This window comes from Undibacterium sp. TJN19 (assembly GCF_049339485.1).
Lineage (GTDB): Bacteria > Pseudomonadota > Gammaproteobacteria > Burkholderiales > Burkholderiaceae_D > Undibacterium.
Window position 1 is genome coordinate 84229 of sequence record NZ_JBMPPL010000012.1, and the last position, 22326, is coordinate 106554.

A 22326-nucleotide genomic window follows, 5' to 3' on the forward strand; every position below is an offset into this window, starting at 1 on the left:
TACCATGACTGATATCAAGTCCCCAGCTATACCTACTATTGAGCAAACCACACCAGAGGTGAAGTTTGCTGATTTCGGCCTGGCGCCGGAAATCTTGCGTGCCCTGACTGATCAGGGTTATGTGCATCCAACTCCCATTCAGGAACAGGCTATCCCGGTAGTCTTGCAAGGCCGTGATGTGATGGGCGCAGCCCAGACCGGCACTGGCAAGACCGCAGGTTTTTCTTTGCCTATCATCCAGTTGTTGCTGGCCCATGCAAGCACCAGTGCTTCGCCGGCCCGCCACCCTGTACGCGCTCTGATATTGACGCCGACACGTGAACTGGCTGACCAGGTCGCAGAAAACGTCAAAGCCTATTCACGTCACACGCCTTTGCGCTCCACCGTCGTATTTGGTGGCATGGACATGGCGCCGCAGACAGCAATCTTGCGTAGTGGTGTCGAGATTGTGATTGCCACGCCTGGCCGTTTGCTGGATCACGTACAGCAAAAAACCATCAATTTGTCACAGACCCAGATTCTGGTCATGGATGAAGCTGACCGCATGTTGGACATGGGCTTTTTGCCAGACCTGCAACGCATCATCAACTTGCTGCCTAAGCAGCGTCAGAATTTGATGTTCTCTGCCACTTTCTCGCAAGAGATCAAGAAACTGGCAGCGACTTTCCTGACTAATCCGCAGACGATTGAAGTGGCGCGCAGCAATGCCACGGCTGACAATGTCACGCAGATTCTCTACAAGGTAGCCGCGGAAGAAAAGCGCGATGCCGTGTCCTTCATCATCCGTGAACGCGGTTTGAAGCAGGTTATCGTTTTTTCGAATACAAAAATTGGCGCATCGCGTCTGGCCGTGCATCTGGTCAAACAGGGCGTCAAGGCATCAGCCATTCATGGCGACAAGTCGCAGCAAGAGCGCATGGCTGCGCTGGAAGCATTCAAGCAGGGCGAAGTCGAAGTGCTGGTGGCAACTGATGTGGCTGCCCGTGGTCTGGATATCGCTGAACTGCCTTGCGTCATCAATTTCGATTTGCCGTATAACGCCGAAGACTATGTTCACCGCATAGGCCGTACCGGTCGTGCGGGTGCAAAAGGTGATGCGATTTCTCTGCATACCGATCAGGACGAGCGTTTGCTGATTGATATAGAGAAAATGATCAAGCAAAAGATTGTGCGTCTGAACCTGGCCGGTTTTGTTGCCACCTCATTACATCAGCCTGAACACCGCACGCCGCGTGAGCGCAGTGACAGGGGCGAGAGGGGGAGTAGTGAACGTGCTGAGCGCCCGGATCGTTCTTCTGAGCGCGGGGAACGTACCGAGCGTCCTGCCCGCAGCTATGGCGCACCCAAAGAGAAAATTGACCCCTGGTTCCTTAAACCATATGAGCCAAGTACCTCATCGACAGTTAATGTCACCAGTTCTGTTGCACCGGTAAACAATAACAATGCACCTGCAAAACCGCAAAGAAAAGCTGCTTTACTCGGTGGTTTTTCCAAAAGCTAAATCGCTTTCTCTTGATATGACTGGCTTGCATCTGCTGCTGCGCCAGTCAAGCGCTCTCAACTTGCTGCCTTTTGCCAGCTTTCCCAGGCCAGATTGGCAGCACATAAATCTTCTATGGCAGTTCCCACCGATTTAAAGACAGTGATGTCCTGGCTGTCTTGACGCCCGGCATGGGTGCCCGCACAGAGTTCTGCCAGTTCGGCGACAATGGCAGACCGCATTAAACTGCCGTTTTCCAGGGTTTGTGTCAGGTCCCCAGCTTCGGCCATCGCCCCCGCATAAGTATCGACAAATACTGTGGCCCTGCGCATAAGCGCATCATCCACTTCGCGCATATCTGGTTTAAATCCACCGACCAGGTCAAGATGTGTTCCAGATCTGACGTGCTGACCCAGCACGATAGGTGTCTGGCTGGTGGTAACGCAACTGATCATGTCTGCCTGCCCGCAGGCTGTCGGCAGATCTTCGGTGATATGGATATGGATGTCAGCCGGGCACTCCGGGTGCTGGCGTATTTTCGCGGCGGCCACAGCTGATTTTTCAGCTGACCTGCCCCAGATCGTGATGTTGGAAATGGCTCTGGTATGGCAATGGGCGACGGCGATATGTGGTGCCAGGCTGCCATTGCCGACCAATAGCAGGTGCTGGCTATCATTTCTTGAAGCAAAAGAGGATGCCAGTGCCGACGCAGCGGCAGTGCGGCGCAAGGTCAGTTCTTCACCATCCATCAGTGCCAGCGGCGCGCCGCTTTGCGCATCAAATAAAACAAAGACCGCGTGTACCGAAGGCAAGTCTCTGTTATGCGGTGCCACCGTCACCAGCTTGATACCCAGATGACCCTGTTTTTGCCAGACTGGCATCAACAACAGGGTGGAATTGTCTTCTTCTGACAAGCTGTGGGCATGCCGCTTAGGAGCGGATATCTCTTGCGTAAATGCGACGCGCAAAGCCGGGATCAGGCTTGCATAAGGCAGTGCAGCACTTACTTGCTCTTTGCTCAGGTAGGGGATCATGTTTTCAATGAGCGTTACGATGATAGGTAATCATACACATGGCCGCGCTGCTGATCACGTCTATTTCACAGGCGGCTGTCATCATCTTCGGGTAGCTGTTCAAATTGCTGCAATTTCTCCAAAAAAAGACGGGTGTGCTGAAAATCCTTTCCAGCCAGCATATCGGTGAATTCCTGAAAACGTCCGGATCTGCCCAGCCGTCCTGACAATAATTTGGAAATGCCAATGGCAGCAGGGATGAAGACAATACCGAAGACCAGATTAGGGAAAATGAAATTTTGCGTCTTCACATATAAATCGACTCCCAATACACCTTTGAAAAACACCAGCAAGAAGGGAATAAACCAGACGATTTGCCCCAGCAGGAAAGCCCATTTCAACAAGCGCAGGCGCGCTGCTTTCAACTCTCCCAGCTGTTTTTGTAAAGACATGATTGGCGTACTGAAATCCAGTGCCTGCAAGCGATGGCGTTGTTTGTGATTGAGTATCGGGAACACCATCGTCCAGAGTAACATCAGGGCACAAGGCAATGCAAATTGTACTTGTGAAGTGAAATTCAGCAGAAACCATATAAGGTAGATACATACCGGTACACCGACGATCAGTTCATATTTATCTACCCAGCCCCATTTAGCAATCTCACGCCGGTGTTGCTCGACCAGTGACAGCCGCAGCATATTGGTATTGAGGCTGAGTGCCTGTTCCAGCCGCGCATCCCTGGCGGTCCATTCTGCTTTTAATAGATCGAGATTCATTTCAGCTTCTTTCTGCAAACTGGGTTTGCAATTTTTGTTTGATGCGGGTCATGCGGGTCGCAACATTGGTCGCACTCAAGCCCATGATGGCGGCTATTTCATCATTGCCATACCCATCCATGAAGAGCAAAATCAGGGCGCGGTTAAGTTCATCGAGTTCGCGTATCAATTGATCCAGCGTGCGCATATTGTCACTTTGGGCACTGAAGAGTTGATCTGCCTCGGCAATGTCCAGGCCAAATTCTTCCAGCGACAGCGTGTCACGTACCTGCCTGGATTCGCTACGATAGTGAGAAATGGCGACATTCATGGCAATGCGGTACATCCAGGTAGAAAACTGCACACTGTGATCAAAGCTGGAGAAAGAGCGCCATAGCTGCATGACCATGTCCTGCACCAGATCGCGCCGGTCTTCGGCATGACGACAATAGCTGTAGGCAACCTTGTAGAGCAGGCGTTTGTGCAGGGCCAATTGCTGCAAGAAGAGTTCTTCATCCATAAAATTCAGTGTCCCGCTTTCACAGATTGGCGTTTTCCGTTCAGGGTCGCACCTATAAAAGTGTTTCTCACACCCCAGTGATAACTGAGCAAAGCTATCATCATCGTCATTAGCAAGACTGTTGCAAGTTTGATTGCCCAATGCCAGTCGTTGCGTGAAACAGCAACCTGCAAAGCCATGACCAGTGGCAGGTGTATCAGGTAAATCCAGTATGACGCATCTGCCAGATAACGTATCACTGGCCTGGCTTTGTGCATAAACTTCAATGCCACACCTGTCAGACCAAAACATAAACTCCATGCAGCACAGACATATAGCCAGGCATAGATCAACTTATTTGCATTGTGCGCTGCTGGCACCAGTTGCGGTGTTACCCCGGTCAGCAACAGGCAACAGGCAACCAGACTCAGGCCCAGCGTCATATGCCACGGCCATTGCCGTTGCCAGTTACTGAATGCAGCCGGGTATTGCTGCAACATCCAACCCAAGCCAAATGCCATGCCAAAGCTGATCCACGCAGCAAGACCGGGGTAGAGCGACTGGTCTGGTGTGGGTACACCAAACCAGTTGATCCAGTAGGGCGTGTAAAACAAGGCCAGGGCCACCGGTAAAGCCAGCAAGACGGGGCCAGGCCAGGCGGTCAGAATGGCCATCAGGCGATCACTGATCTGGATCAGATGTTTTGATATGCCTGTTAAGCCTACTCCTGCCCGTATGGCCAGCGTGACTGCATACAGCAGCAATAGCATATACAAAAACCATAAATGCGCCAGTGGAAAACGATCGGGCGTGAAGTGTGGTGGTGGCGGGGAATTTTTTGGGAAACTGCCGCCATTGCGTACCCATGCTGCATAGATGATGGCTGCCACGATGGCAGAAAAGATCAGTGGCCAGGCTATCAACAGCGGCACAGCGATGCGCCGCAAGCGATTATGAAGAAAGGCGCGCACACCTTTCTTTTCGACAGCCAGATGTGCAAAAAATCCGGCGAGCATAAAGAACAAGGGCATTCTGAATACATGGATGAAGAAAAATACCGGCCCCAGGAATACGCTGTACTGCTTGTCGGAGACTACCCAGAAATAACTGGCACCCGGCAAAAATGACATAGTTGCATGCAGCAATATACCAAGTAACAAAGCGCCTGCGCGCAGTGCATCGAGTCCGTGCAGGCGTTCGCTGATAGAACTATGTTGCATTGCAATTGAAGTAAAGGTTTGCATAGTCTTGCCACAATTAATTTGCCTGTGTACGCAGAAAGCGTGACACAGCAATCGCTGGGTTTGTCTCTACGCTGTCAACCAGCATGCTCATGCCTTGCGTTGCCCCTTTTTGCCTGACATCAAAACGAAATGCCAACATCAGCCCGTCTTGCTTGCGATAATCGCTGGTGATGATTTCCAGTTCCATCATCTGTCCCATGACCATGCGTTTTTGCAGACGCTTCACCTCCAGAAAATTATCCGCATCCAGATAGATACTCGAATCTCCAGTGCCAGGTATGCTGACTTTGATGACATGCACCAGATGTCCGTTCAGATTTTCCTGACCAAAGTACCGTAGAGGGTAGCCGTTTTTTTGTGCGGCAACCAGAATGCCATCAAAGTAGGCTTCTTCCATCAGGGCTGGTATGTCACCTGCTGGCATATCGATCGCTTGCTTGCCGCTGGGTAAAAAGGGATCAATTTTCCAGGCCTGTCTGCCGTCGAAGCTGGTAGTCTGAATTTGCCCCTGTATGTTCACATCACGCCGTAGCAGGTTGGGGCGTTTTGCTTCTACTGTTGTGGGTATTTCAAATGGTGCCATGCCTACCAGGCGCAGTTTTACCCGGCGGGTTTGCATTTTCGAGAAATCACCGAGGGCAGCGTAATGTTTCTGCAATATATTCTCCAGGCCTGGCGCTGTGGTGACCCGGGTCTCTGAACTTGAGGTACTGGCCGTTTGTGCATTTGTATTGCTGGGTAACAGGCTGAGAATAATGGTAAATATAAGAACGATAAAAAATGCAGGCATGAAGTCCTCGCAATATTGAGCTAGTGAATAAATGAATAATTAGCGCTGGCCTTTTGGTCAAATCGCTAAACCCTTACTCTTTTATTCGCTGACTTCAGGAAAAATTCACACTGGCAGCTAAATTCTTTTGCTGAAAGTCAGTCAAATTCACCAAATCAGACAGCATTGTTGTCACCAGAGTGATAGATGGTTCTTGCGGTATAAAAACGGTAACGAGTTCGCAAATAGAAACGCAAGTTTCATTTCCAGCTTTGGATTCTGCACTTGCGGCCGAGGTGCTGACACTGGCGGCGGGTCTGGTATTGATACTGTCTATGACGCAGGTGGTGCCCATATGATTAGTGGCTCAGCAAAAGATATTGTCAACAGTAGCAGTGACCCCATCCAGTTCACTGGTGGTGGTCGTGGCATTGTGAACGCGCTGAATCGGTATGTCATTGTTGCTGATTCTCTTGATTATCATTTTCAGAGAGATCAACATCATCTTGGGGTTATGACAACAGCTTTAAAACCTGATCTGGCAGTCTTGAATACATCGCTACGGTTCCGATTATTTTTTGATTGTCAGATCAGGTAAGTGACTATTTGACTGCTTGCAAAAAATTGTCCAGCAATTTTGCAAATGCTTGCGGTTGATCCAGCATGAGGAAGTGGCGAGCATTGTTGATGCCCGTCACTTGTAATTTGGGTGCACCCTGCAACAGCGATTGGTAATACGCATTCTTGGCCTCTTCTGAAATTTGTCTTGTAGCAAAATCCGGTGCGTAATAAGGTGATATTTCCAGCAAGGGCACCTGAATTTTTGCCATGTCCTTGCGCAGATCCATGTTGACTATTTCACTGGCGTAATCAGCGGTGGCTGCCGGATCACTTTTGCTCGTGTGTAGCGCGGCGTTTTGTGCCAATTGCTCATCTATAACACCTATCATGCGCATATATTGCAGTTGTTGCGCAGCGAAACTGGTGGCTGTCTGCCCACTCATCTGAGTCTTGAAGCGCGCTGCCAGTGCCGGACGCTGTTCTGCTGGTGTGTTTTCCGTACCTGGGAAGACCGGTAAACCATCGACGGCTACCACCCCACGGATTTTTTCCGAATGCTGTTGGGCAAACCAGATGGACAAGGTTGCACCAAGGCTGTGTCCCACCAGTACCGGCTGATCAAGCTTCTGGCTGATTATCAATTCAAGCAAGGACTGATAAGCTTTTTCCATCAAGGGACCATTGTTGACCGGAGCTGGCTTGCCATCAAAGCCGGCCAGGGTCACTACATACAGGACATGGTTCTTTTCAAGCTGCCTGACCGTGTTGTCCCATACCCAGCCACCACTGGCCAGGCCAGGAATCAAAATGACAGGCGTGCCCTGATGCCCATATTTTTCCACGTACATGCTGCCGACCTGAAAACTGTGCAGCGCAGGCTGGCTCCTTATGCTGAGTATGCTGAGATTTTGATCATTGGCCGCGACAACTGGTGCCTCAATCGCGAAGAAGCAAGTCGTGCTTAACGTGGTGCTTAATATCAATGTATGCATCATATGTTTGAATCGCATCGTATTCTCCTGAGGATGGTTTAATCTGCCTGAAAGATTTTTTCTATGGGCATCTGGAACAGCCTGGCGATCGTGAATGCCAGTGGCAGGCTGGGGTCATAACGACCTGTTTCTATGGCGTTCACGGTTTGCCGCGACACTTCCAGCAGGTCGGCCAGATGGGCCTGGCTCCATTCGCGTTGCGTGCGCAATTCGCGGACAATATTTTTCATTGTGACCGCTCCAGCCAGCCACGCACACAGGTGATGACAGCCCACGAGCCCATCAGCACACCCCAGATCACAAACATGCTCAGACGTGGAAAACCGGCGCTTTCCATGAAGCCGTAAGACAGCGCAAATGCGGCAGTGATGGCGGCGGATATGCCTATATTTTCCAGCGACCATCTGCGCACATATTCATCGATACGCCTGAACTGCCGCACGATGACCCAGGCCAATAACAGGGCGGGAAGGATGGGGGTGATGATGATCAGTGTCCGTGTCAGCCCGGGCGGCATTTGATCAGCGATAAAATTGCTGCCAAACAATACGATAAAATAAACTGCCATTGTTCCAAATAATTCTCGCAAATAGATCTTGTTTACTTGTCGTTCACGCATAATTTTCTCCGCACTTGAGGTGCTTAGGATGTCAAGCTTGCTTTACACCGATAGTTAAAAAAAACGCTTTGTATAATGCAAAGCGCCACTGTTTTGTGTTGCGATCCGATTCAGATAATGTAAAGGATGCTTGTCATATTAAATCAAAAAAAAGATATGTCAAGTATCCTTTACATAGTTTCGTGCGTGAATCCCTGCCTACAAAAAAACAGGGCAATCAGGGAACATTGTTTCCCTGATTGCCCTGCTCGTTGACCGTAAAGAGATTTACAGTATATTCAAGGTCACTTCAATATTGCCGCGTGTTGCATTGGAATATGGGCAGACTTCATGGGCTTTATGCACCAATGCTTCTGCTGCCGAACGTTCCATGCCTGGTACGGATACATTCAGGGTTACTTCCAGGCCAAAACCGCCTTTGCCGTTCGGACCTATGCCGACCAGGCCATTGATGGAGGTATCCGCTGGCAAGGCAATCTTTTGGGCGGCGGCAACAAATTTCATTGCGCCGATGAAACAGGCAGAATAACCGGCAGCAAACAGTTGTTCTGGATTCGTACCGTCACCGCCTGCACCACCCAGTTCTTTTGGTGTTGTCAGTTTAACAGACAGTTGATTGTCGCTGGAAACGGCGCGGCCATCACGACCACCGGTTGCGGTTGCATTTGCTGTGTAGAGTACTTGCATGTTGAGCTCCTGTTTGTATATTGAGTAGTTGATGAGTGGTTTAAACGCTTCGGCGATCACACCGACAGACAAATAATAGCTAACAATTAAATTGTGCGCAATCTAATATATCATTGTTTTTTTCTATCAAGCGCATAGAAATAATCGCGATCTGTGCGTTTCAGGCTAGGGTTTGAGTAATTCTGACCGCAAATTGAATAATTGAGAACGTAAGTTCACCAGGGTTTGCTCGCTTTGCCCGCTGGCGCAAAGCACTGCTTCAGGCACCCGCAAGGCGGGCTTTCTTAAATTCTTGCCTGCTGGCGTTAATGTGATTCTGACCTGGCGTTCATCAGCAATGTTGCGGTGGCGTAGCAACAAGCCATTCGCTTCCAGGCGCTTGAGCAGGGGTGTCAGGGTGCCAGAATCCAGAAACAGGGCATTGCCTATGTCTTTCACCAGTACATCGTCCTGTTCCCACAAAACCAGCATCACCAGGTATTGGGGATAAGTCAGTCCCAATGTATCTAGCAGGGGCTTGTAAGCCTTGGTCAGTGCATGCGAGGCGGAATACAGGGCAAAGCAAAATTGATTTTCCAGCGCCAACATATTAACTTTTTTGCTAGCAGATTCTTTCATTTGGCACTCAATTCGGTAAGGGGCGGTCAGCAAATGCGGGAAAACGCAGGTATGTCAGCATCATAAACAGGTTTTTGTCAGTGTGCCGCAAGTCTTCAGAATGTCGCGGCAAGGTATAATGCTGGCCATTTCGCGTGCTCTGCCACGCATCATTGTAAGAGGTAAGCCGTGACTTTTATCGATAAACTTTCAGCCGCCTGGACTGCCAACAATTCTTTGCTGTGTGTTGGCCTTGACCCTGATATTGCGCGTTTCCCGGCAGAACTGGCTGGTCGCCCTGATGCGATAATTACTTTTTGCAAGACTGTGATTGATGCGACTGCCGACCTGGCCTGTGCTTTCAAACCGCAAATCGCCTATTTTGCCGCGTTGCGCGCAGAAGACCAACTGGAAGCTATTTGCCAGTACATCAAGACAACTTACCCGCATATTCCTGTCGTGCTTGATGCCAAGCGTGGTGATATTGGTGCCACCGCTGAACAATATGCGCGTGAAGCTTTTGAGCGCTATGACGCTGATGCGGTAACCGTCAATCCTTACATGGGTTTTGATTCAGTTGCACCCTACCTGGAATGGAAAGACCGCGGTGCCATCGTGCTGTGTCGAACTTCCAATGCAGGTGGTTCTGATCTGCAATTTCTGGATGTGGGGGGCAAGCCTTTATACCAGCATGTCGCTCAACTGGTAGCTGATCGCTGGAATACCAATGGCCAGTGCGCGCTGGTGGTTGGTGCAACTTTTCCGAATGAACTGGCGCAAGTCAGGGCGCTGGTTGGTGATATGCCGTTGCTGGTGCCAGGCATCGGTGCTCAGGGCGGGGATATTGCGGCGACTGTGCAAGCCGGCAAGACAGCAAACGGCCTGGGCATGATGATCAATTCTTCACGCGCCATTTTATATGCAAGCCCCGTCGCCGGTGAGAGCAGCAGTGCGGCCATACGCCGCGTTGCGCTGGAAACGCGCGATGCCATCAATGCATACAGATAAAATTTATTGATCGTTTTGCGCTCAAATTTGTACGACAGTGCTGCTCGCATGCATCAACTGCTGCAATACGGAAAAGGCGTTGGGGGTATTTTTATTTACCATAAAGAAGAAATCGATCTGCGCCATTTCTATCCATCTTAGTTCGCTTTCCAGTTTAAGTTTTTTGGCTGATAAATGAATCGGGGCGGTGTAGGCCAGTAGATAGTCGCCTCTACCCTGTATCAGCATCTTGAATGCGGCGTCATGTGTCCAGGCTTCTTCTATCCTGATCTTATTTTGAGGATCGAAAACATAGGTACCAACACTGCCATACTGATGGCCTGCGACAGCAATAATGCGGTGACCGTTCAAGTCTGAAAGCCGATTCACCAGCGGGGCGTTTTTTTGCAGAAAATATACTCAGGCTCAAAGAGAAAATAGACTTCTCCCCATAGACGACATTTTCCACTTCTTTCGGGCCTAGCCAGATGTTGGTCGTGCCGTTTTCAAGACTGGCTTTCAGGCGCTTCATTGGATAACCAACAAAGCTGAAATTGACGCCGATCAACGAGAGTAGTTTCCGCAGGAAAATGGCACTGTAACCGCCGATAGGATCAATATCATTGACCACTGAAACTGGTGGTAGATCGGTAAAGCCAATTTTCAATGGATGTGATGACAGATTTGTTTCAGTGCCAAAGCTGGTCACCGGGCTATTGAAATATAAGAATAACAGCGGAAACAAATGGATGCGCCAGCGCGGACAGACCGTCGCGAAAGTCGCAGGTAAATCAGCACCGGTACTGGTGTACATGGATGGCTCCCCATTCTTCGGGCATTTGCAATGCAGGTGATTTTCTGGTGTGGCTGCATTAAAGAATAATGAATTTGCCAACCAGAAAATCAGGTCATACTATTTAAAAACTGTGACGTATGCCCACTTGCAGAGCGCTGTCACCAGAGCCCGCTTCAATCGCGCTGCCTACGGTATAGCCAGCACTATTCTTGTTGTCTATCTTTGCGTAAGATGCATACAGGTCAGTGCGCTTGGATAAGGCATACACATAGGCGATAGCCAACTGGCTGGCATCCTGGTTTTTCACCGTCTTGTCGTCTTTGTGGATATACGAAGCCAGTATCTTGTTGTTACCCAATGGCACCGTCACACCCAGCAGCAAGTCAGTGGAATCTGTAGAGGCAGTTGGAGCTATCAGGCTGCCGAACGGGTTGGCGGTATTGCGCAATGGTGAGCTGTTGAGTCCCTTGTTGGTGCCATAGGCGAGATGTGCTTTCACTACCCCAAAATCATAGGTAGCAGCCAGCAGAGTGGTCTTGCCATCATCTGTATTTTTCAGCGTGGCAGTGTCATTGTTACGGTTATGGTAGCCAAGGCGAATTGCAAATGGGCCTGAAGTATAGGCAATGGCAGCACCCAGCTGGCGACTGGCAGAATTATCGCCGGCTGTTTCACCGAAGCCATAAGCAAGCTCGCCAGTCAGACCTTCAAATGAAGGCGTGACGTATTTCAATGTATTGTCCATGCGGCTGGAACCAGTACCAGAGTTAGGCATGATATTGGCTGCATCGCCAGCGAAGCCGGTGACAAAGGGATCAACAAACGCCAGTGTCAGGTACTCTGGTGTGTACTGGCGACCAGCAGTCAGTGTACCGAAATCTCCTTTGATGCCAACGTAAGCCTGGCGTCCAAACATCAGGCCACCCTGACCCGATGAACCTGTATCGACGTTGATGCCGCTTTCCAGCAGGAAGAAAGCTGACAGTCCACCACCGAGATCTTCAGTACCTTTGAAACCCAGGCGCGAACCAGAGGCCATGCCACTGGTGACTTTCGTCACTGAGCCAGCGCTGCCGCCATGTTCGATGGCGATACCGGTATCGACGATACCGTAAATAGTTACGTTGGATTGTGCCGAAGCAGAGCTGGCAAAAGCGCTAAGTAAGGCAAGTGCAAAAAACGTCTTTTTCATTCGATTCTCTCAAAAAATAGGTAAGGAAACATTCGCTGCCAAAAGAATCGCCTGCTGCGGTGATCTTTCATTGCATGGATGCGGCATTCGTGGTGCTGTCTGCAAGCGATAAGGGCGATTACCGGCCGCATTTCCTGTCAATGCGATCGGTAATTTATTATCGATGAAAAATAAGATGTTTACATATATATTATTAATAAATCGTTGATAAAAAATTTATGAAACGTTGTTAAAAAGTTGAAATTGATTGCAGGGAAATATCTTTACTCAAGCAGTGCCGAGCGATTCTCTGGGCAAAGGGAGAGGAAAATAAAAAACCTGGCGGTCAATTCACCAATCTCCATTTTTTGACACTGACATTGGACAATTGCCGCATTGGTGTTTACTTTGGGCAAGATTTTCACGCGCATGCAAGACAGGTCGTGTCAATGTGATTGAATGCTCTCTGTTGATAAACGAATTGATTTACCTGAAATGAATAAAAAAATGGGTCAATGAATTTTGTTTTTTTGAGATAATTAAAAGACAATATATCTTCTTGAAATTCCAAATATCCGTGCTATTCTGACATGGTCGCGTTGATTCTCTTACAGCGACTGTTTCTCGCCAAGCCGTTGCAGTCTCGATATCACCCCTTGAATTTCCCTTGATTTAATCAGCCTCACTCTTTCACCTATTTTTAGTTCAGAGCAGGAGCGCAAAATGAGTATTCGAGCCAAATTGATGACAACCTTTGCGGCATTGGCTGCCGTTGTGCTGATCGTTGCGGGTTTATCCTTAAATTCCCTTGCCAACGCTGACCGGCAGTTCAGTAATTATGTGCATGGCATGATGGCGCGTGGCAGCGTTGCAGAAAAATTCCGGCGTGCTGTTGATGAACGTGCTGTCGCTGTTCGAAATTTGGCGCTGGTTACCAAACCAGCCGATTTCGAGATCGAGAAGGCTGTGGTAATCGACGCGCATCAACGCGTACAGATGAATTTGGCCAAGCTCAACGCCATGCTTGCAAAAGCTTCTGACATTAGTGAAAAAGGCCGCGTCATGGTGGCCGAGATGGGGCGGCTGGAAGGTGCTTACACACCGGTCGCGCTTGATATCGTCAAAATGGCGCTGGAAAATCAACGTGAGGCGGCCATCACCAAGATGAACGAAGAATGTCGGCCATTGCTTGCCGCCATCGTTAAAGTATCCAACGATTATTCAGATGTCGTTCAGGCTCGCTCGGAGGAACTGATAAAAGCCGCTGAGGATACGTATATTGCCAGGCGAAATTTGCTTATTTCCTTGTGTATTTTAGCGGTTGGCTTTGCCATTACGGCGGGCGCGCTGGTAACGCGCTCCATCACTCGTCCTATAGACCAGGCGTTGCGTCTCGCGGTTCGTGTGGCTGACGGCGATTTGACTGCAACTTCAGAGGGACGTGGCAAAGATGAAGTGGCTGCGCTATTGCGAGCCTTGGGGGGCATGATTGGTAATCTGCAAGGTATAGTTTCCAGCGTGCGTGCAAGCAGCGACAGCATTGCGTCAGAATCTGCCCTCATCGCGACAGAAAATTCGAATCTAAGTAAACGCACTGAACTGCAGTCGCGTTCGCTCGAACACGCGGCAGACACGATGACTCAATTGGACCTTAATATCCAAAAAAATGCGAGTAGCGCAACGCAGGCACATCAACTGGCTCAAGGCGCTTCGGAGGTGGCTGCCGATGGTGGTGTGGTAGTGGGAGAGGTTATCGAGACGATGCGGGAGATCAACGACAGTTCGCGCAAGATCGGCGAAATCACCAATGTTATTGATGGCATTGCTTTTCAGACGAATATTCTTGCATTGAACGCAGCTGTGGAGGCCGCAAGAGCTGGCGAACAGGGCCGCGGGTTTGCCGTTGTCGCTTCTGAAGTCCGCAACCTGGCGCAACGCTGTGCCGCCGCTGCCAAGGAAATCAAAACGCTGATCGACCTGAGCGTTGACCAGGTATCCCGGGGTTCTGCGCTGGTTGATCGTGCGGGTAAGAGGATGGAAGATATCGTGGAGTCGATTCAGCGCGTATGCAATGTCGTCACTGAAATTACGGAAGCGACAGTGGCACAGGGCGTTGGTGTGCAAAAGGTGGGAAGCATCGTGACTCAAATGCGGGAGAGTACACAAAGCAATGCCATACTGGTAGAACAGAGTGCTGTTGCGACGGTTAGTCTGAAGACACAGGCGGATCAACTGGTGCAGGCGATGGAGGTGTTCAAATTATCGACACCAAAGTCGTCCGCCGGGGTAAGGGCATATACACCGGTCGTTGATGCCATCAGCAAAACATCGTCAGATGAGGAGCCAGTTCCCGACCACTTATACAAACTCTCCCTGCGGTAGCATGAAGTCAGGCAAGACGCAGTGGTTCGATGTTTCCTGAGAACTACAGAGTGCGGATGTCTGAAATGTCTGGAAATGTTTGAATGCGGACGTAGCTAGAATGTTGTAGAAATGCCCAAGCAAAACCAGGCAAATTTCTTTAGTCCGGAATTGGCAGATACACGTCTTTACTGCCATTGAATGAGATTGATCTGGGCATATAAAACCGCATTACCAAGTTTGAAAAATGGCCAGTGACTTGTTGTCACTGCCCATTTTTTTTTAAGGTATTTCGTACTTACAAGCCCGCATGACGATAGCTATCAGGCTTTTCCATAGCCGCCGCCGCCCGGGGTTTCGATAATAAAGATTTCCCCGGCCTGCATTTCTGTGCTGGCGACAAAGCCCAGTTCTTCCACGCTGCCGTCATTTCTGATGACGGCATTGCGCCCACAGGCACCAGCTTGCCCGCCGGCAGAACCAAACGGTGCATAAATGCGGTTATTGGACAAGATCGACGCCGTCATCTTTTCCAGGAAACGGATTTTTCGGATACCGCCATTGCCACCGTGCCACTGACCTGCACCGCCAGATCCTGGTTTGATCTCATAGCTCTCCAGGCGCACCGGATAACGCCATTCCAAAATTTCAGGGTCTGTCAGGCGCGAATTGGTCATATGAGTTTGCACGACATCCGTACCATTGAAGCCTTCACCAGCACCAGAGCCGCCAGAAATGGTTTCATAATATTGATAGTCGTCATTGCCGAATGTGAAGTTATTCATTGTGCCCGGTGAAGAGGCCACCACACCCAGTGCCCCATACAGTGCATTGGTGATGCAGCTTGATGTTTCCACATTGCCCGACACCACTGCCGCCGGATAGCGCGGGTTCAGCATGGAGCCCTCAGGGATAATCACCTTGATCGGTTTCAGGCAACCCGCATTGAGCGGGATATCATCATCAATCAGTGTGCGGAATACATACAGCACCGCCGCCATGCAAATCGCGCTCGGCGCATTGAAATTATTGTTCAGTTGTGGTGATGTGCCGGTGAAGTCCGCCTCGGCTGAGCGCGCTGCATGATCAACCCTGATGGCAACCTTGATGACAGCGCCATTGTCGAGCTGGTATTCATAATGGCTATCCTGCAAAGCGGTGATGACGCGTCTTACAGCTTCTTCAGCATTGTCCTGGACATGACCCATATACGCCTGTACCACTGCCAAACCATAGTGCTGCACCATCTTCAGCAATTCATCAACGCCTTTTTGATTGGCGGCAATCTGTGCCTGCAGGTCAGCCAGGTTTTGATGGATATTGCGGCAAGGATATTTACCGGAAGAGAGCAGGGCAATGGTTTCCGCTTCCAGCAATTTGCCGGCACTGACGAGCTTGAAGTTATTGATCAATACGCCTTCTTCTTCTACTACCGTACTGTCAGCGGGCATGGAGCCTGGTGTGATGCCGCCAATATCGGCATGATGGCCGCGTGAGCCTACATAGAAAAGTATCTGCGTCCCTTCTGCATTGAAGGCAGGGGTGATGACAGTCACGTCGGGCAAATGCGTGCCACCGTTATAGGGGTCGTTGAGCATGTAGACATCGCCAGGACGCATTTGACCGGCGTTTTCGCGAATGATGGTCTTGATACTGTCGCCCATGGAACCCAGATGCACGGGGATATGCGGTGCGTTGGCAATCAGGTTGCCTTGGGCATCAAACAGCGCGCATGAAAAATCCAGTCTTTCCTTGATGTTGACTGAAAAGGCCGTGTTTTGCAGGCGCAACCCCATTTGCTCAGCGATGCTCATGAACAAATTATTAAACACCTCCAGCATCACCGGGTCAGCCCTGGTGCCGATGGCCTGTCGTTGTGTACGCGCTTCAATGCGTGTGAACACCAGGTGATCGAGGGGCGTGACTTCTGCCGCCCAGCCTGGTTCGATAATATTGGTGGCATTTTTTTCTGCGATGATGGCCGGCCCTTTAATGGTGTCACCGGGGCGCATGTCATCTCGCGCATACAGGCCGGTGTCATGCCATTTTCCGCCTGAAAACAGTTGCACGATTTCTTGTGGCGCCAGTTGTTCAGCGCTGCTTCTTGGTGGCAAATGCTCAACGGCTTCATTGCCTTCACCCGAATCACCAATCGCTTCGACCGAAATGGCTTCGATGATCAGCGGTTTGTTCGTCATCAAAAATGAGTAACGTTTTTTATATGCAGTTTCAAACTGTTCCATCATGTTGGCGATGGTGTCCATGCTGACGACGATGACAGAATCCGTGCCTTCATAACGCAGATGTACTCTTTGCCTGACCGTCAGATGATCGGCTTGCACACCTTGTTCAAGCAAGTCTTTGCTGGCAGCCTGCGACAGCTTCGCCAGTTCTTTTTCCAGCGATGAAATTGAGGCTGGCGTCAAAGGCAATTCCATTGCCTGTTCACGCATGGCGGTCTGGTCAGCCAGGCCCATGCCATAGGCTGACAAGACACCAGAAAAAGGATGGGCAAATACGCGGGTCATACCCAGGGCATCAGCGACGAGACAGGCATGCTGGCCGCCGGCGCCACCGAATGTGGTGAGGGTGTAGTCAGTCACATCATGACCACGCTGTACGGATATGAATTTGATTGCATTGGCCATATTGCCAACAGCAATTTCTATGAAGCCTTCTGCCACTTCTTCCGGCGTCTTTTTGATGCCGGTAGCCTGCTCAATTTCGGCAGCCATTGCGGTGAATTTTTCAACGACAGCATCCCTGTCTAGCGACATATCCGCCTTGGGGCCAAACACTTTAGGAAAATGTGCTGGCTGGATTTTACCCAGCATGACATTGCAATCAGTCACTGCCAGTTGCCCGCCACGCCGGTAACTGGCCGGGCCGGGGTTGGCGCCGGCACTGTCAGGCCCGACACGGTAACGCGTGCCATCGAAATGCAGGATGGAACCGCCACCCGCAGCGACAGTGTGTATGCTCATCATCGGCGCGCGCATCCTGACACCGGCGACCTGGGTTTCGAATTCACGCTCAAATTCACCCGCATAATGTGACACGTCGGTCGATGTGCCGCCCATGTCAAAGCCGATGATCTTGTCAAAGCCTGCTGTCTGCGCCGTACGCACCATGCCAACGATGCCGCCTGCCGGCCCGGACAGGATGGAATCCTTGCCCTGGAAGCGATGTGCATCAGTGAGGCCGCCATTACTTTGCATGAAAAACAAACGCACGCCATCCATCTTGCTGGCAACCTGGTCTACATAGCGACGCAAGATTGGTGACAGATAGGCATCCACCACGGTCGTGTCCCCACGCGAAATCAATTTCATCATTGGACTGACCTGGTTCGAGATGGAAATTTGCGTGAAGCCGGTTTCCAGAGCCAGTTTGCCGATCATTTCTTCATGCTGGGTATACCGATAGCCATGCATGAGCACGATGGCCAATGCGCGATAGCCACTTTGAAACAGACTCAGCAGATCTTTTTTTACCTGCTCTGTGTCCAGTGCTGTAATGACTTTGCCATGCGCATCGATACGTTCATCGACTTCAATGACTTTTTCATACAACAACTCGGGCAGGACAATGTGGCGGTCAAACAGGCGCGGCCTGTTTTGGTAGGCGATTCTCAAGGCATCGCGATAACCGCGTGTAATTAACAGGGCTGTCGGGTCACCTTTACGTTCCAGCAGGGCGTTGGTGGCTACGGTGGTACCCATCTTGACGGCAGATACTAGCGACGGCGAAATATTCTGATCCGCAGTCAGGCCCAGCAGGCGTTGTATGCCGGCGATAGCCGCATCTTTATATTGTTCAGGGTTTTCTGACAGCAATTTGTGCGTCAGTAATTTGCCGTCCGGACGACGCGCGACGATATCAGTAAACGTGCCGCCACGATCAATCCAGAATTGCCAGCGTGGATCTTGCGGTAAATCGCTATGCGCTTGGGTTTGTTCGTTCATTTTGCAACCACCTTTCGTAAGGAGATGATGCCGTATCAGCGGCAAATTCTGGTCAAGATTTGAAGCCTGTTGGTAATCAATTCAACAATCCCTGTGTCAAAAATCAGACACATCTTTTCATTCGTAAAACCCTGATGTCTCACTTCCGCACAGATTTTCAATGTGGAAAAGCCAAGAAAAATCACTGTTCTTGTGCATTTCTGCCACAGGACGGTGCAGATATTAAGCATCTGATTTCAATAGGAAAAAATTTTTATAAACATCTTGTAGATTTTTCATTTGATGATATTGTAGTGTTTATTGAGATTAAATGTAAGATATTTTATTGACGTTTTATCGATAAAACGTTTACGATGTAAAACATCAAGAGGATGAAAAATGTCTGGGTTAACTATAAAACGTCATGCCTTTACCCTGAATAACGCTGTATTCATGTCGAATTTGAAAGTGTTTAAGCTGATCTCGTGTGTGATGCTGGCTGTTTTTTCCTCATTTTCATCGCTCTCGCTTGCGGAGGAACTGGAAATACGCTTTGCTACAGCCTATGCGGCAGACAATTTCCAGACATTGAATTTGCAGCAGTTTGCGAAAGATGTCACAAGTGCATCAGGCGGGCAAGTGAAGATCACGATCTTTTCTGCTGGCAGTTTATTGAAACCGGCAGAAATTTTCCCCGGGGTCATGAATGACAAGGTCGAGGCAGGGGAGGTGATCATGTCCAGCCTGGCAAAAGAAATACCGGTATTTGGTGTGGATTCCCTGCCATTTACAGTAAGAGGTTATGAAGATGCCTACCAGTTGTGGATAGCTTCAAGACCGGAAGTGGAAAAAGCACTTAATAGAAGGGGGTTGAAATTATTGTATGCCGTGCCATGGCCACCACAAAACCTGTATTCAAAAAAACCGCTGAGTTCACTGGCTGATTTTAAAGGCATGCGCATGCGCAGTTATAACCCCGCCAGTGAAAGAATTGCCGAGCTGGCGATGGCAAGTGCAGTACCCATACAGGTCATTGACCTGGAAAAGGCGATTGCCGGCGATAAGCTGGATTTGATGATCACTTCAAGCTGGACCGGCGTGGAAACAAAAGCCTGGACGAAGATGCAGTACTACTACCGCGTCAGCGCATGGATACCAAAGAACCTGGTCTTTATCAGTAGCAAGGTGTTTGCAAAACTGGGAGCGGAGAACCAGAAAAAGATGCTGGAAGCAGCACAGATAGCAGAAAAACGTGGTTGGGATATGAGCCGTGACAGCGATGCCGGCTTTGAAAATCAGTTAAAGCAGAACAAGATCAAGGTCGACAGGATGGACGCGCTATTGAGAAACAATCTCGACCGCCTGGGTGAGCAATTTGTGCGTGAATGGTTCAAAACCGCCAGTAATGAAGAAGTGGCGATCTTATTGAAATACACGACTGAAAGGTCGATGAAGTAAATCCGGGACGGGAGAATTTCCAGACCGGGACAGTGTCAGCATCGTAGCAAAAAGGGTTCTTCGAAATGTTTGAAGAGACTTACATTTAATTAAATTGGAGCGTTTAATAATGTTTAAAAATACCATCAAAAAAATTGCCCGTGCCAGTGTTCTTATCGGCATAGGCCTGACTTTTTGCTACTCTGCCTATGCGCAGCAAGAAATCAAGATCGGTGTCATCTACCCCTTGTCCGGTGCTGCTGCCTCGTCCGGCAGCGAGATGAAAAATGCCTTGGAACTGGCTGCTGATATTGTCAACAATGGCGCAAAAAATATTCCCAACCTGCCATTCTCCAGTGGCGGTGGCCTGCCTAACCTGAAAGGCGCAAAGATCAAACTGGTTTTTGCTGATCATCAAGGTAATCCACAAATTGGTGCTAGCGAAACTGAACGTCTTATCACACAGGAAAAAGTAGTTGCCATCGTCGGCGCCTATTTCAGCAATGTGACAGCAACATCGAGCCAGGTCGCAGAGAAATACAAAATCCCCTACATGAACCCGGAATCATCTTCATCCACATTGACGCAGCGCGGCTTTAAATGGTTTTTCCGCACGACTGCGCATGATGATTTGTTCGTCCATAATTTCTTCGATTTCTTCAAGGAGCTTGAGGCTAAAAAGGGTATCAAGGTAAAACAGCTTGCCACTTTCAATGAAAATACACTGTGGGGCAATGAGACGACCAAGCTTGAAACCAAACTGGCGGGTGAAAAAGGCTACAACCTGGTCAAGACCATCGTTTATCCAGCCAAGAGTACACAGCTGACTTCGGAAGTGCAGCAATTGAAATCGGCGGCACCGCAAGTGGTCATGCAGTCTTCGTACCTGGGTGACGCCATCATGGCCATGAAAACCTATAAGGAACTGGGTTTTTCACCTGACATGATCCTGGCGAACAATGCCGGTTTTACTGATACAGAGTTCCGCCGTACTCTGGGCAAGGATGCAGATTTTGTCATCACACGGGAAGTCTGGTCACCTGACCTGGCGAAGAACAATCCTTTGATCAAGCAAGTCAATGATCTGTTCAACAGCAAATACAAGATTGATTTTACCGGCAATTCATCCAGAACCTTTACTGGCCTGATGACCTTGATAGACGCGATCAACCGCGCTGGCTCGACTGAGCCAGAAGCGATTCGCAAAGCACTGACAGAAACCAATATCCCTGCCAATAAACTGATCATGCCCTGGAAAGGTATCAAGTTTGATGAACATGGTCAGAACATTTTGGGTTCAGGCATCCTGGTGCAGATTATCGACGGTAAATACAACACTGTCTGGCCTTTCGATCTTGCGACCAAAGATGTCGTCTGGCCTATGCCAAAGTGGGATCAACGTAAATAAATCCCTTGTAATCACTGACGTCTGGTTTCAATCCAGCGTCAGTGATGCAAAAGAAAAGATAATGAAATCAAAAACTGCCTGGCGAAGTATTACCTGACGTCGGTTTTATAAATGGGAAGTGCGAGGAGAACTTATGTCCCTTGAAATAATTATTCAGACTCTGGCGTCAGGGATCTTGATTGGATTGATCTATGCGCTGGTCGCAATCGGCTTGACGCTGATCTTTGGTGTGATGGATATCGTCAATTTTTCACATGGCGAATTCCTGATGTTTGGCATGTATTCCAGTTTCTGGATGTATTCCCTGTTTGCGCTGGACCCGATGTTTACCCTGCCGCTGACAGCCCTGTTTCTGTTCGCACTGGGTGTGATCCTGTACAAGCTCATCATCAAGAAAATTACCAATGCGCCGATGCTGTCGCAAATTTTTACCACCTTCGGCCTGATGATGCTGTTTCGTGGTTTAGCACAATTTTTCTGGAAACCGGATTTTCGTACCGTTGACCATTCTATCGTGACTGGTTCCGTTCAGTTTTTTGGCATACAGGTTGGCAAACCGCAGGTGGTTGCCGGGGTAGGCGCCATTCTGGTGACCCTGGGCATTTACCTATTCCTCACCAAGACCAGGGCAGGTGCAGCGCTGGAAGCAACGGCGGCTGACAAGGAAGCGGCACAACTGATGGGCATCGATTCACAAAAAATGTTTGCCATGGCATGGGGTATAGGGGCGGCATGTGCCGGCGTTGCGGGCGCCTTGTTATCGACTTTCTTTCCCATCTTCCCGGAAGTGGGGGCCAACTTCATATTGATCGCCTTCGTGGTCGTGAACCTGGGTGGCTTTGGCAGCGTGATCGGTGCTTTGCTTGCCGGCGTCATCGTCGGCGTCATCGAAGTGATGGGTGGATTTTTAATCGGGCCGCAGTATAAGTTGGCACTTGTTCTCGGATTATTCCTGGCGGTTTTGATGTTCCGCCCTCAAGGACTGATGGGTAAGCAATAAAGGTGG

The 22326-nt window shown here is 49.7% G+C and carries 19 protein-coding genes; 6 read left to right on the forward strand and 13 right to left on the reverse strand.

All coding sequences use genetic code 11. The features are described 5' to 3' along the window. Window positions 1–4: 4 nt before the first annotated feature. Complete coding sequence (locus tag ACO0LH_RS24230; protein ID WP_422943709.1) at window positions 5–1501, forward strand: DEAD/DEAH box helicase; 1497 nt, start codon at window positions 5–7, stop codon at window positions 1499–1501. Between the two features lie 56 nt (window positions 1502–1557). Here ACO0LH_RS24230 and ACO0LH_RS24235 read toward each other — a convergent pair whose 3' ends face one another. The 10 genes from ACO0LH_RS24235 to ACO0LH_RS24280 all read right to left on the reverse strand — a co-directional run bounded on the left by ACO0LH_RS24235 (window position 1558) and on the right by ACO0LH_RS24280 (window position 9237). Further along, on the reverse strand, window positions 1558–2514 hold the full coding sequence (locus ACO0LH_RS24235; protein ID WP_422943710.1) for an ornithine cyclodeaminase family protein: 957 nt from the start codon (window positions 2512–2514) through the stop codon (window positions 1558–1560). Window positions 2515–2579: 65 nt separating this feature from the next. Then, a complete protein-coding gene (locus ACO0LH_RS24240; RefSeq protein ID WP_422943711.1) occupies window positions 2580–3269 on the reverse strand; it encodes a hypothetical protein in 690 nt (229 codons plus the stop codon). Window position 3270: 1 nt separating this feature from the next. Next, window positions 3271–3768 (reverse strand): RNA polymerase sigma factor, encoded by a 498-nt coding sequence (locus ACO0LH_RS24245; RefSeq protein ID WP_422943712.1) that lies wholly within the window; start codon window positions 3766–3768, stop codon window positions 3271–3273. Between the two features lie 5 nt (window positions 3769–3773). Beyond that, on the reverse strand, window positions 3774–4967 hold the full coding sequence (locus ACO0LH_RS24250) for an acyltransferase family protein (RefSeq protein WP_422943713.1): 1194 nt from the start codon (window positions 4965–4967) through the stop codon (window positions 3774–3776). Window positions 4968–5004: 37 nt separating this feature from the next. Continuing rightward, window positions 5005–5781, reverse strand: a complete 777-nt coding sequence (locus tag ACO0LH_RS24255; RefSeq protein ID WP_422943714.1) for a hypothetical protein — start codon at window positions 5779–5781, stop codon at window positions 5005–5007. Between the two features lie 581 nt (window positions 5782–6362). After that, window positions 6363–7331, reverse strand: a complete 969-nt coding sequence (locus ACO0LH_RS24260; RefSeq protein WP_422943715.1) for an alpha/beta fold hydrolase — start codon at window positions 7329–7331, stop codon at window positions 6363–6365. 20 nt (window positions 7332–7351) lie between these two features. After that, on the reverse strand, window positions 7352–7543 hold the full coding sequence (locus ACO0LH_RS24265; RefSeq protein ID WP_422943716.1) for a helix-turn-helix transcriptional regulator: 192 nt from the start codon (window positions 7541–7543) through the stop codon (window positions 7352–7354). Then, window positions 7540–7932: a hypothetical protein gene (locus tag ACO0LH_RS24270; protein WP_422943717.1), complete on the reverse strand. Its 393-nt coding sequence runs from the start codon at window positions 7930–7932 to the stop codon at window positions 7540–7542. The genes ACO0LH_RS24265 and ACO0LH_RS24270 overlap by 4 nt, the downstream gene beginning before the upstream one ends. A gap of 267 nt (window positions 7933–8199) precedes the next feature. Further along, on the reverse strand, window positions 8200–8619 hold the full coding sequence (locus ACO0LH_RS24275; RefSeq protein ID WP_422943718.1) for an organic hydroperoxide resistance protein: 420 nt from the start codon (window positions 8617–8619) through the stop codon (window positions 8200–8202). A gap of 165 nt (window positions 8620–8784) precedes the next feature. Then, window positions 8785–9237, reverse strand: a complete 453-nt coding sequence (locus ACO0LH_RS24280) for a MarR family winged helix-turn-helix transcriptional regulator (protein ID WP_422943719.1) — start codon at window positions 9235–9237, stop codon at window positions 8785–8787. A 168-nt stretch (window positions 9238–9405) separates the two neighbouring features. Here ACO0LH_RS24280 and pyrF point away from each other — a divergent pair, with 168 nt between their 5' ends. Next, window positions 9406–10224, forward strand: a complete 819-nt coding sequence (gene pyrF, locus ACO0LH_RS24285) for an orotidine-5'-phosphate decarboxylase (RefSeq protein WP_422943720.1) — start codon at window positions 9406–9408, stop codon at window positions 10222–10224. Window positions 10225–10495: 271 nt separating this feature from the next. Here the strand turns inward: pyrF and ACO0LH_RS24290 are convergent, their stop codons facing one another. Both ACO0LH_RS24290 and ACO0LH_RS24295 read right to left on the reverse strand, forming a co-directional pair. Then, on the reverse strand, window positions 10496–11017 hold the full coding sequence (locus ACO0LH_RS24290) for a hypothetical protein (protein WP_422943721.1): 522 nt from the start codon (window positions 11015–11017) through the stop codon (window positions 10496–10498). Between the two features lie 103 nt (window positions 11018–11120). Next, a complete protein-coding gene (locus tag ACO0LH_RS24295; RefSeq protein ID WP_422943722.1) occupies window positions 11121–12191 on the reverse strand; it encodes a porin in 1071 nt (356 codons plus the stop codon). Between the two features lie 702 nt (window positions 12192–12893). Between ACO0LH_RS24295 and ACO0LH_RS24300 the strand changes: the two genes are divergently transcribed. Then, a complete protein-coding gene (locus ACO0LH_RS24300; protein ID WP_422943723.1) occupies window positions 12894–14552 on the forward strand; it encodes a methyl-accepting chemotaxis protein in 1659 nt (552 codons plus the stop codon). A gap of 302 nt (window positions 14553–14854) precedes the next feature. Here the strand turns inward: ACO0LH_RS24300 and ACO0LH_RS24305 are convergent, their stop codons facing one another. After that, window positions 14855–18496 (reverse strand): hydantoinase B/oxoprolinase family protein, encoded by a 3642-nt coding sequence (locus ACO0LH_RS24305; protein ID WP_422943724.1) that lies wholly within the window; start codon window positions 18494–18496, stop codon window positions 14855–14857. Between the two features lie 378 nt (window positions 18497–18874). On the opposite strand from ACO0LH_RS24305, the gene ACO0LH_RS24310 reads away from it, so the two are divergent. The 3 genes from ACO0LH_RS24310 (at window position 18875) to ACO0LH_RS24320 (ending at window position 22320) form a co-directional block, all read left to right on the forward strand. Then, complete coding sequence (locus ACO0LH_RS24310; protein WP_422943725.1) at window positions 18875–19933, forward strand: TRAP transporter substrate-binding protein; 1059 nt, start codon at window positions 18875–18877, stop codon at window positions 19931–19933. Window positions 19934–20042: 109 nt separating this feature from the next. Beyond that, complete coding sequence (locus ACO0LH_RS24315) at window positions 20043–21320, forward strand: ABC transporter substrate-binding protein (RefSeq protein WP_422943726.1); 1278 nt, start codon at window positions 20043–20045, stop codon at window positions 21318–21320. A 133-nt stretch (window positions 21321–21453) separates the two neighbouring features. Continuing rightward, window positions 21454–22320, forward strand: coding sequence for a branched-chain amino acid ABC transporter permease (locus ACO0LH_RS24320; RefSeq protein ID WP_422943727.1), 867 nt, complete (start codon window positions 21454–21456; stop codon window positions 22318–22320). Window positions 22321–22326: the final 6 nt, after the last annotated feature.

What these genes read in the sequence shown, in the direction of transcription:
- ACO0LH_RS24245 (WP_422943712.1), bottom strand. Translation starts at nt 3,768, where the DNA reads ATGGATGAAGAACTCTTCTTGCAGCAATTGGCCCTGCACAAACGCCTG.
- ACO0LH_RS24300 (WP_422943723.1), top strand. Translation starts at nt 12,894, where the DNA reads ATGAGTATTCGAGCCAAATTGATGACAACCTTTGCGGCATTGGCTGCC.
- ACO0LH_RS24260 (WP_422943715.1), bottom strand. Translation starts at nt 7,331, where the DNA reads ATGCGATTCAAACATATGATGCATACATTGATATTAAGCACCACGTTA.
- ACO0LH_RS24235 (WP_422943710.1), bottom strand. Translation starts at nt 2,514, where the DNA reads ATGATCCCCTACCTGAGCAAAGAGCAAGTAAGTGCTGCACTGCCTTAT.
- ACO0LH_RS24265 (WP_422943716.1), bottom strand. Translation starts at nt 7,543, where the DNA reads ATGAAAAATATTGTCCGCGAATTGCGCACGCAACGCGAATGGAGCCAG.
- ACO0LH_RS24295 (WP_422943722.1), bottom strand. Translation starts at nt 12,191, where the DNA reads ATGAAAAAGACGTTTTTTGCACTTGCCTTACTTAGCGCTTTTGCCAGC.
- ACO0LH_RS24310 (WP_422943725.1), top strand. Translation starts at nt 18,875, where the DNA reads ATGTCTGGGTTAACTATAAAACGTCATGCCTTTACCCTGAATAACGCT.
- ACO0LH_RS24290 (WP_422943721.1), bottom strand. Translation starts at nt 11,017, where the DNA reads ATGTACACCAGTACCGGTGCTGATTTACCTGCGACTTTCGCGACGGTC.
- ACO0LH_RS24250 (WP_422943713.1), bottom strand. Translation starts at nt 4,967, where the DNA reads ATGCAACATAGTTCTATCAGCGAACGCCTGCACGGACTCGATGCACTG.
- ACO0LH_RS24230 (WP_422943709.1), top strand. Translation starts at nt 5, where the DNA reads ATGACTGATATCAAGTCCCCAGCTATACCTACTATTGAGCAAACCACA.
- ACO0LH_RS24305 (WP_422943724.1), bottom strand. Translation starts at nt 18,496, where the DNA reads ATGAACGAACAAACCCAAGCGCATAGCGATTTACCGCAAGATCCACGC.
- ACO0LH_RS24270 (WP_422943717.1), bottom strand. Translation starts at nt 7,932, where the DNA reads ATGCGTGAACGACAAGTAAACAAGATCTATTTGCGAGAATTATTTGGA.
- ACO0LH_RS24255 (WP_422943714.1), bottom strand. Translation starts at nt 5,781, where the DNA reads ATGCCTGCATTTTTTATCGTTCTTATATTTACCATTATTCTCAGCCTG.
- ACO0LH_RS24240 (WP_422943711.1), bottom strand. Translation starts at nt 3,269, where the DNA reads ATGAATCTCGATCTATTAAAAGCAGAATGGACCGCCAGGGATGCGCGG.
- ACO0LH_RS24320 (WP_422943727.1), top strand. Translation starts at nt 21,454, where the DNA reads ATGTCCCTTGAAATAATTATTCAGACTCTGGCGTCAGGGATCTTGATT.
- ACO0LH_RS24275 (WP_422943718.1), bottom strand. Translation starts at nt 8,619, where the DNA reads ATGCAAGTACTCTACACAGCAAATGCAACCGCAACCGGTGGTCGTGAT.
- ACO0LH_RS24315 (WP_422943726.1), top strand. Translation starts at nt 20,043, where the DNA reads ATGTTTAAAAATACCATCAAAAAAATTGCCCGTGCCAGTGTTCTTATC.
- ACO0LH_RS24280 (WP_422943719.1), bottom strand. Translation starts at nt 9,237, where the DNA reads ATGAAAGAATCTGCTAGCAAAAAAGTTAATATGTTGGCGCTGGAAAAT.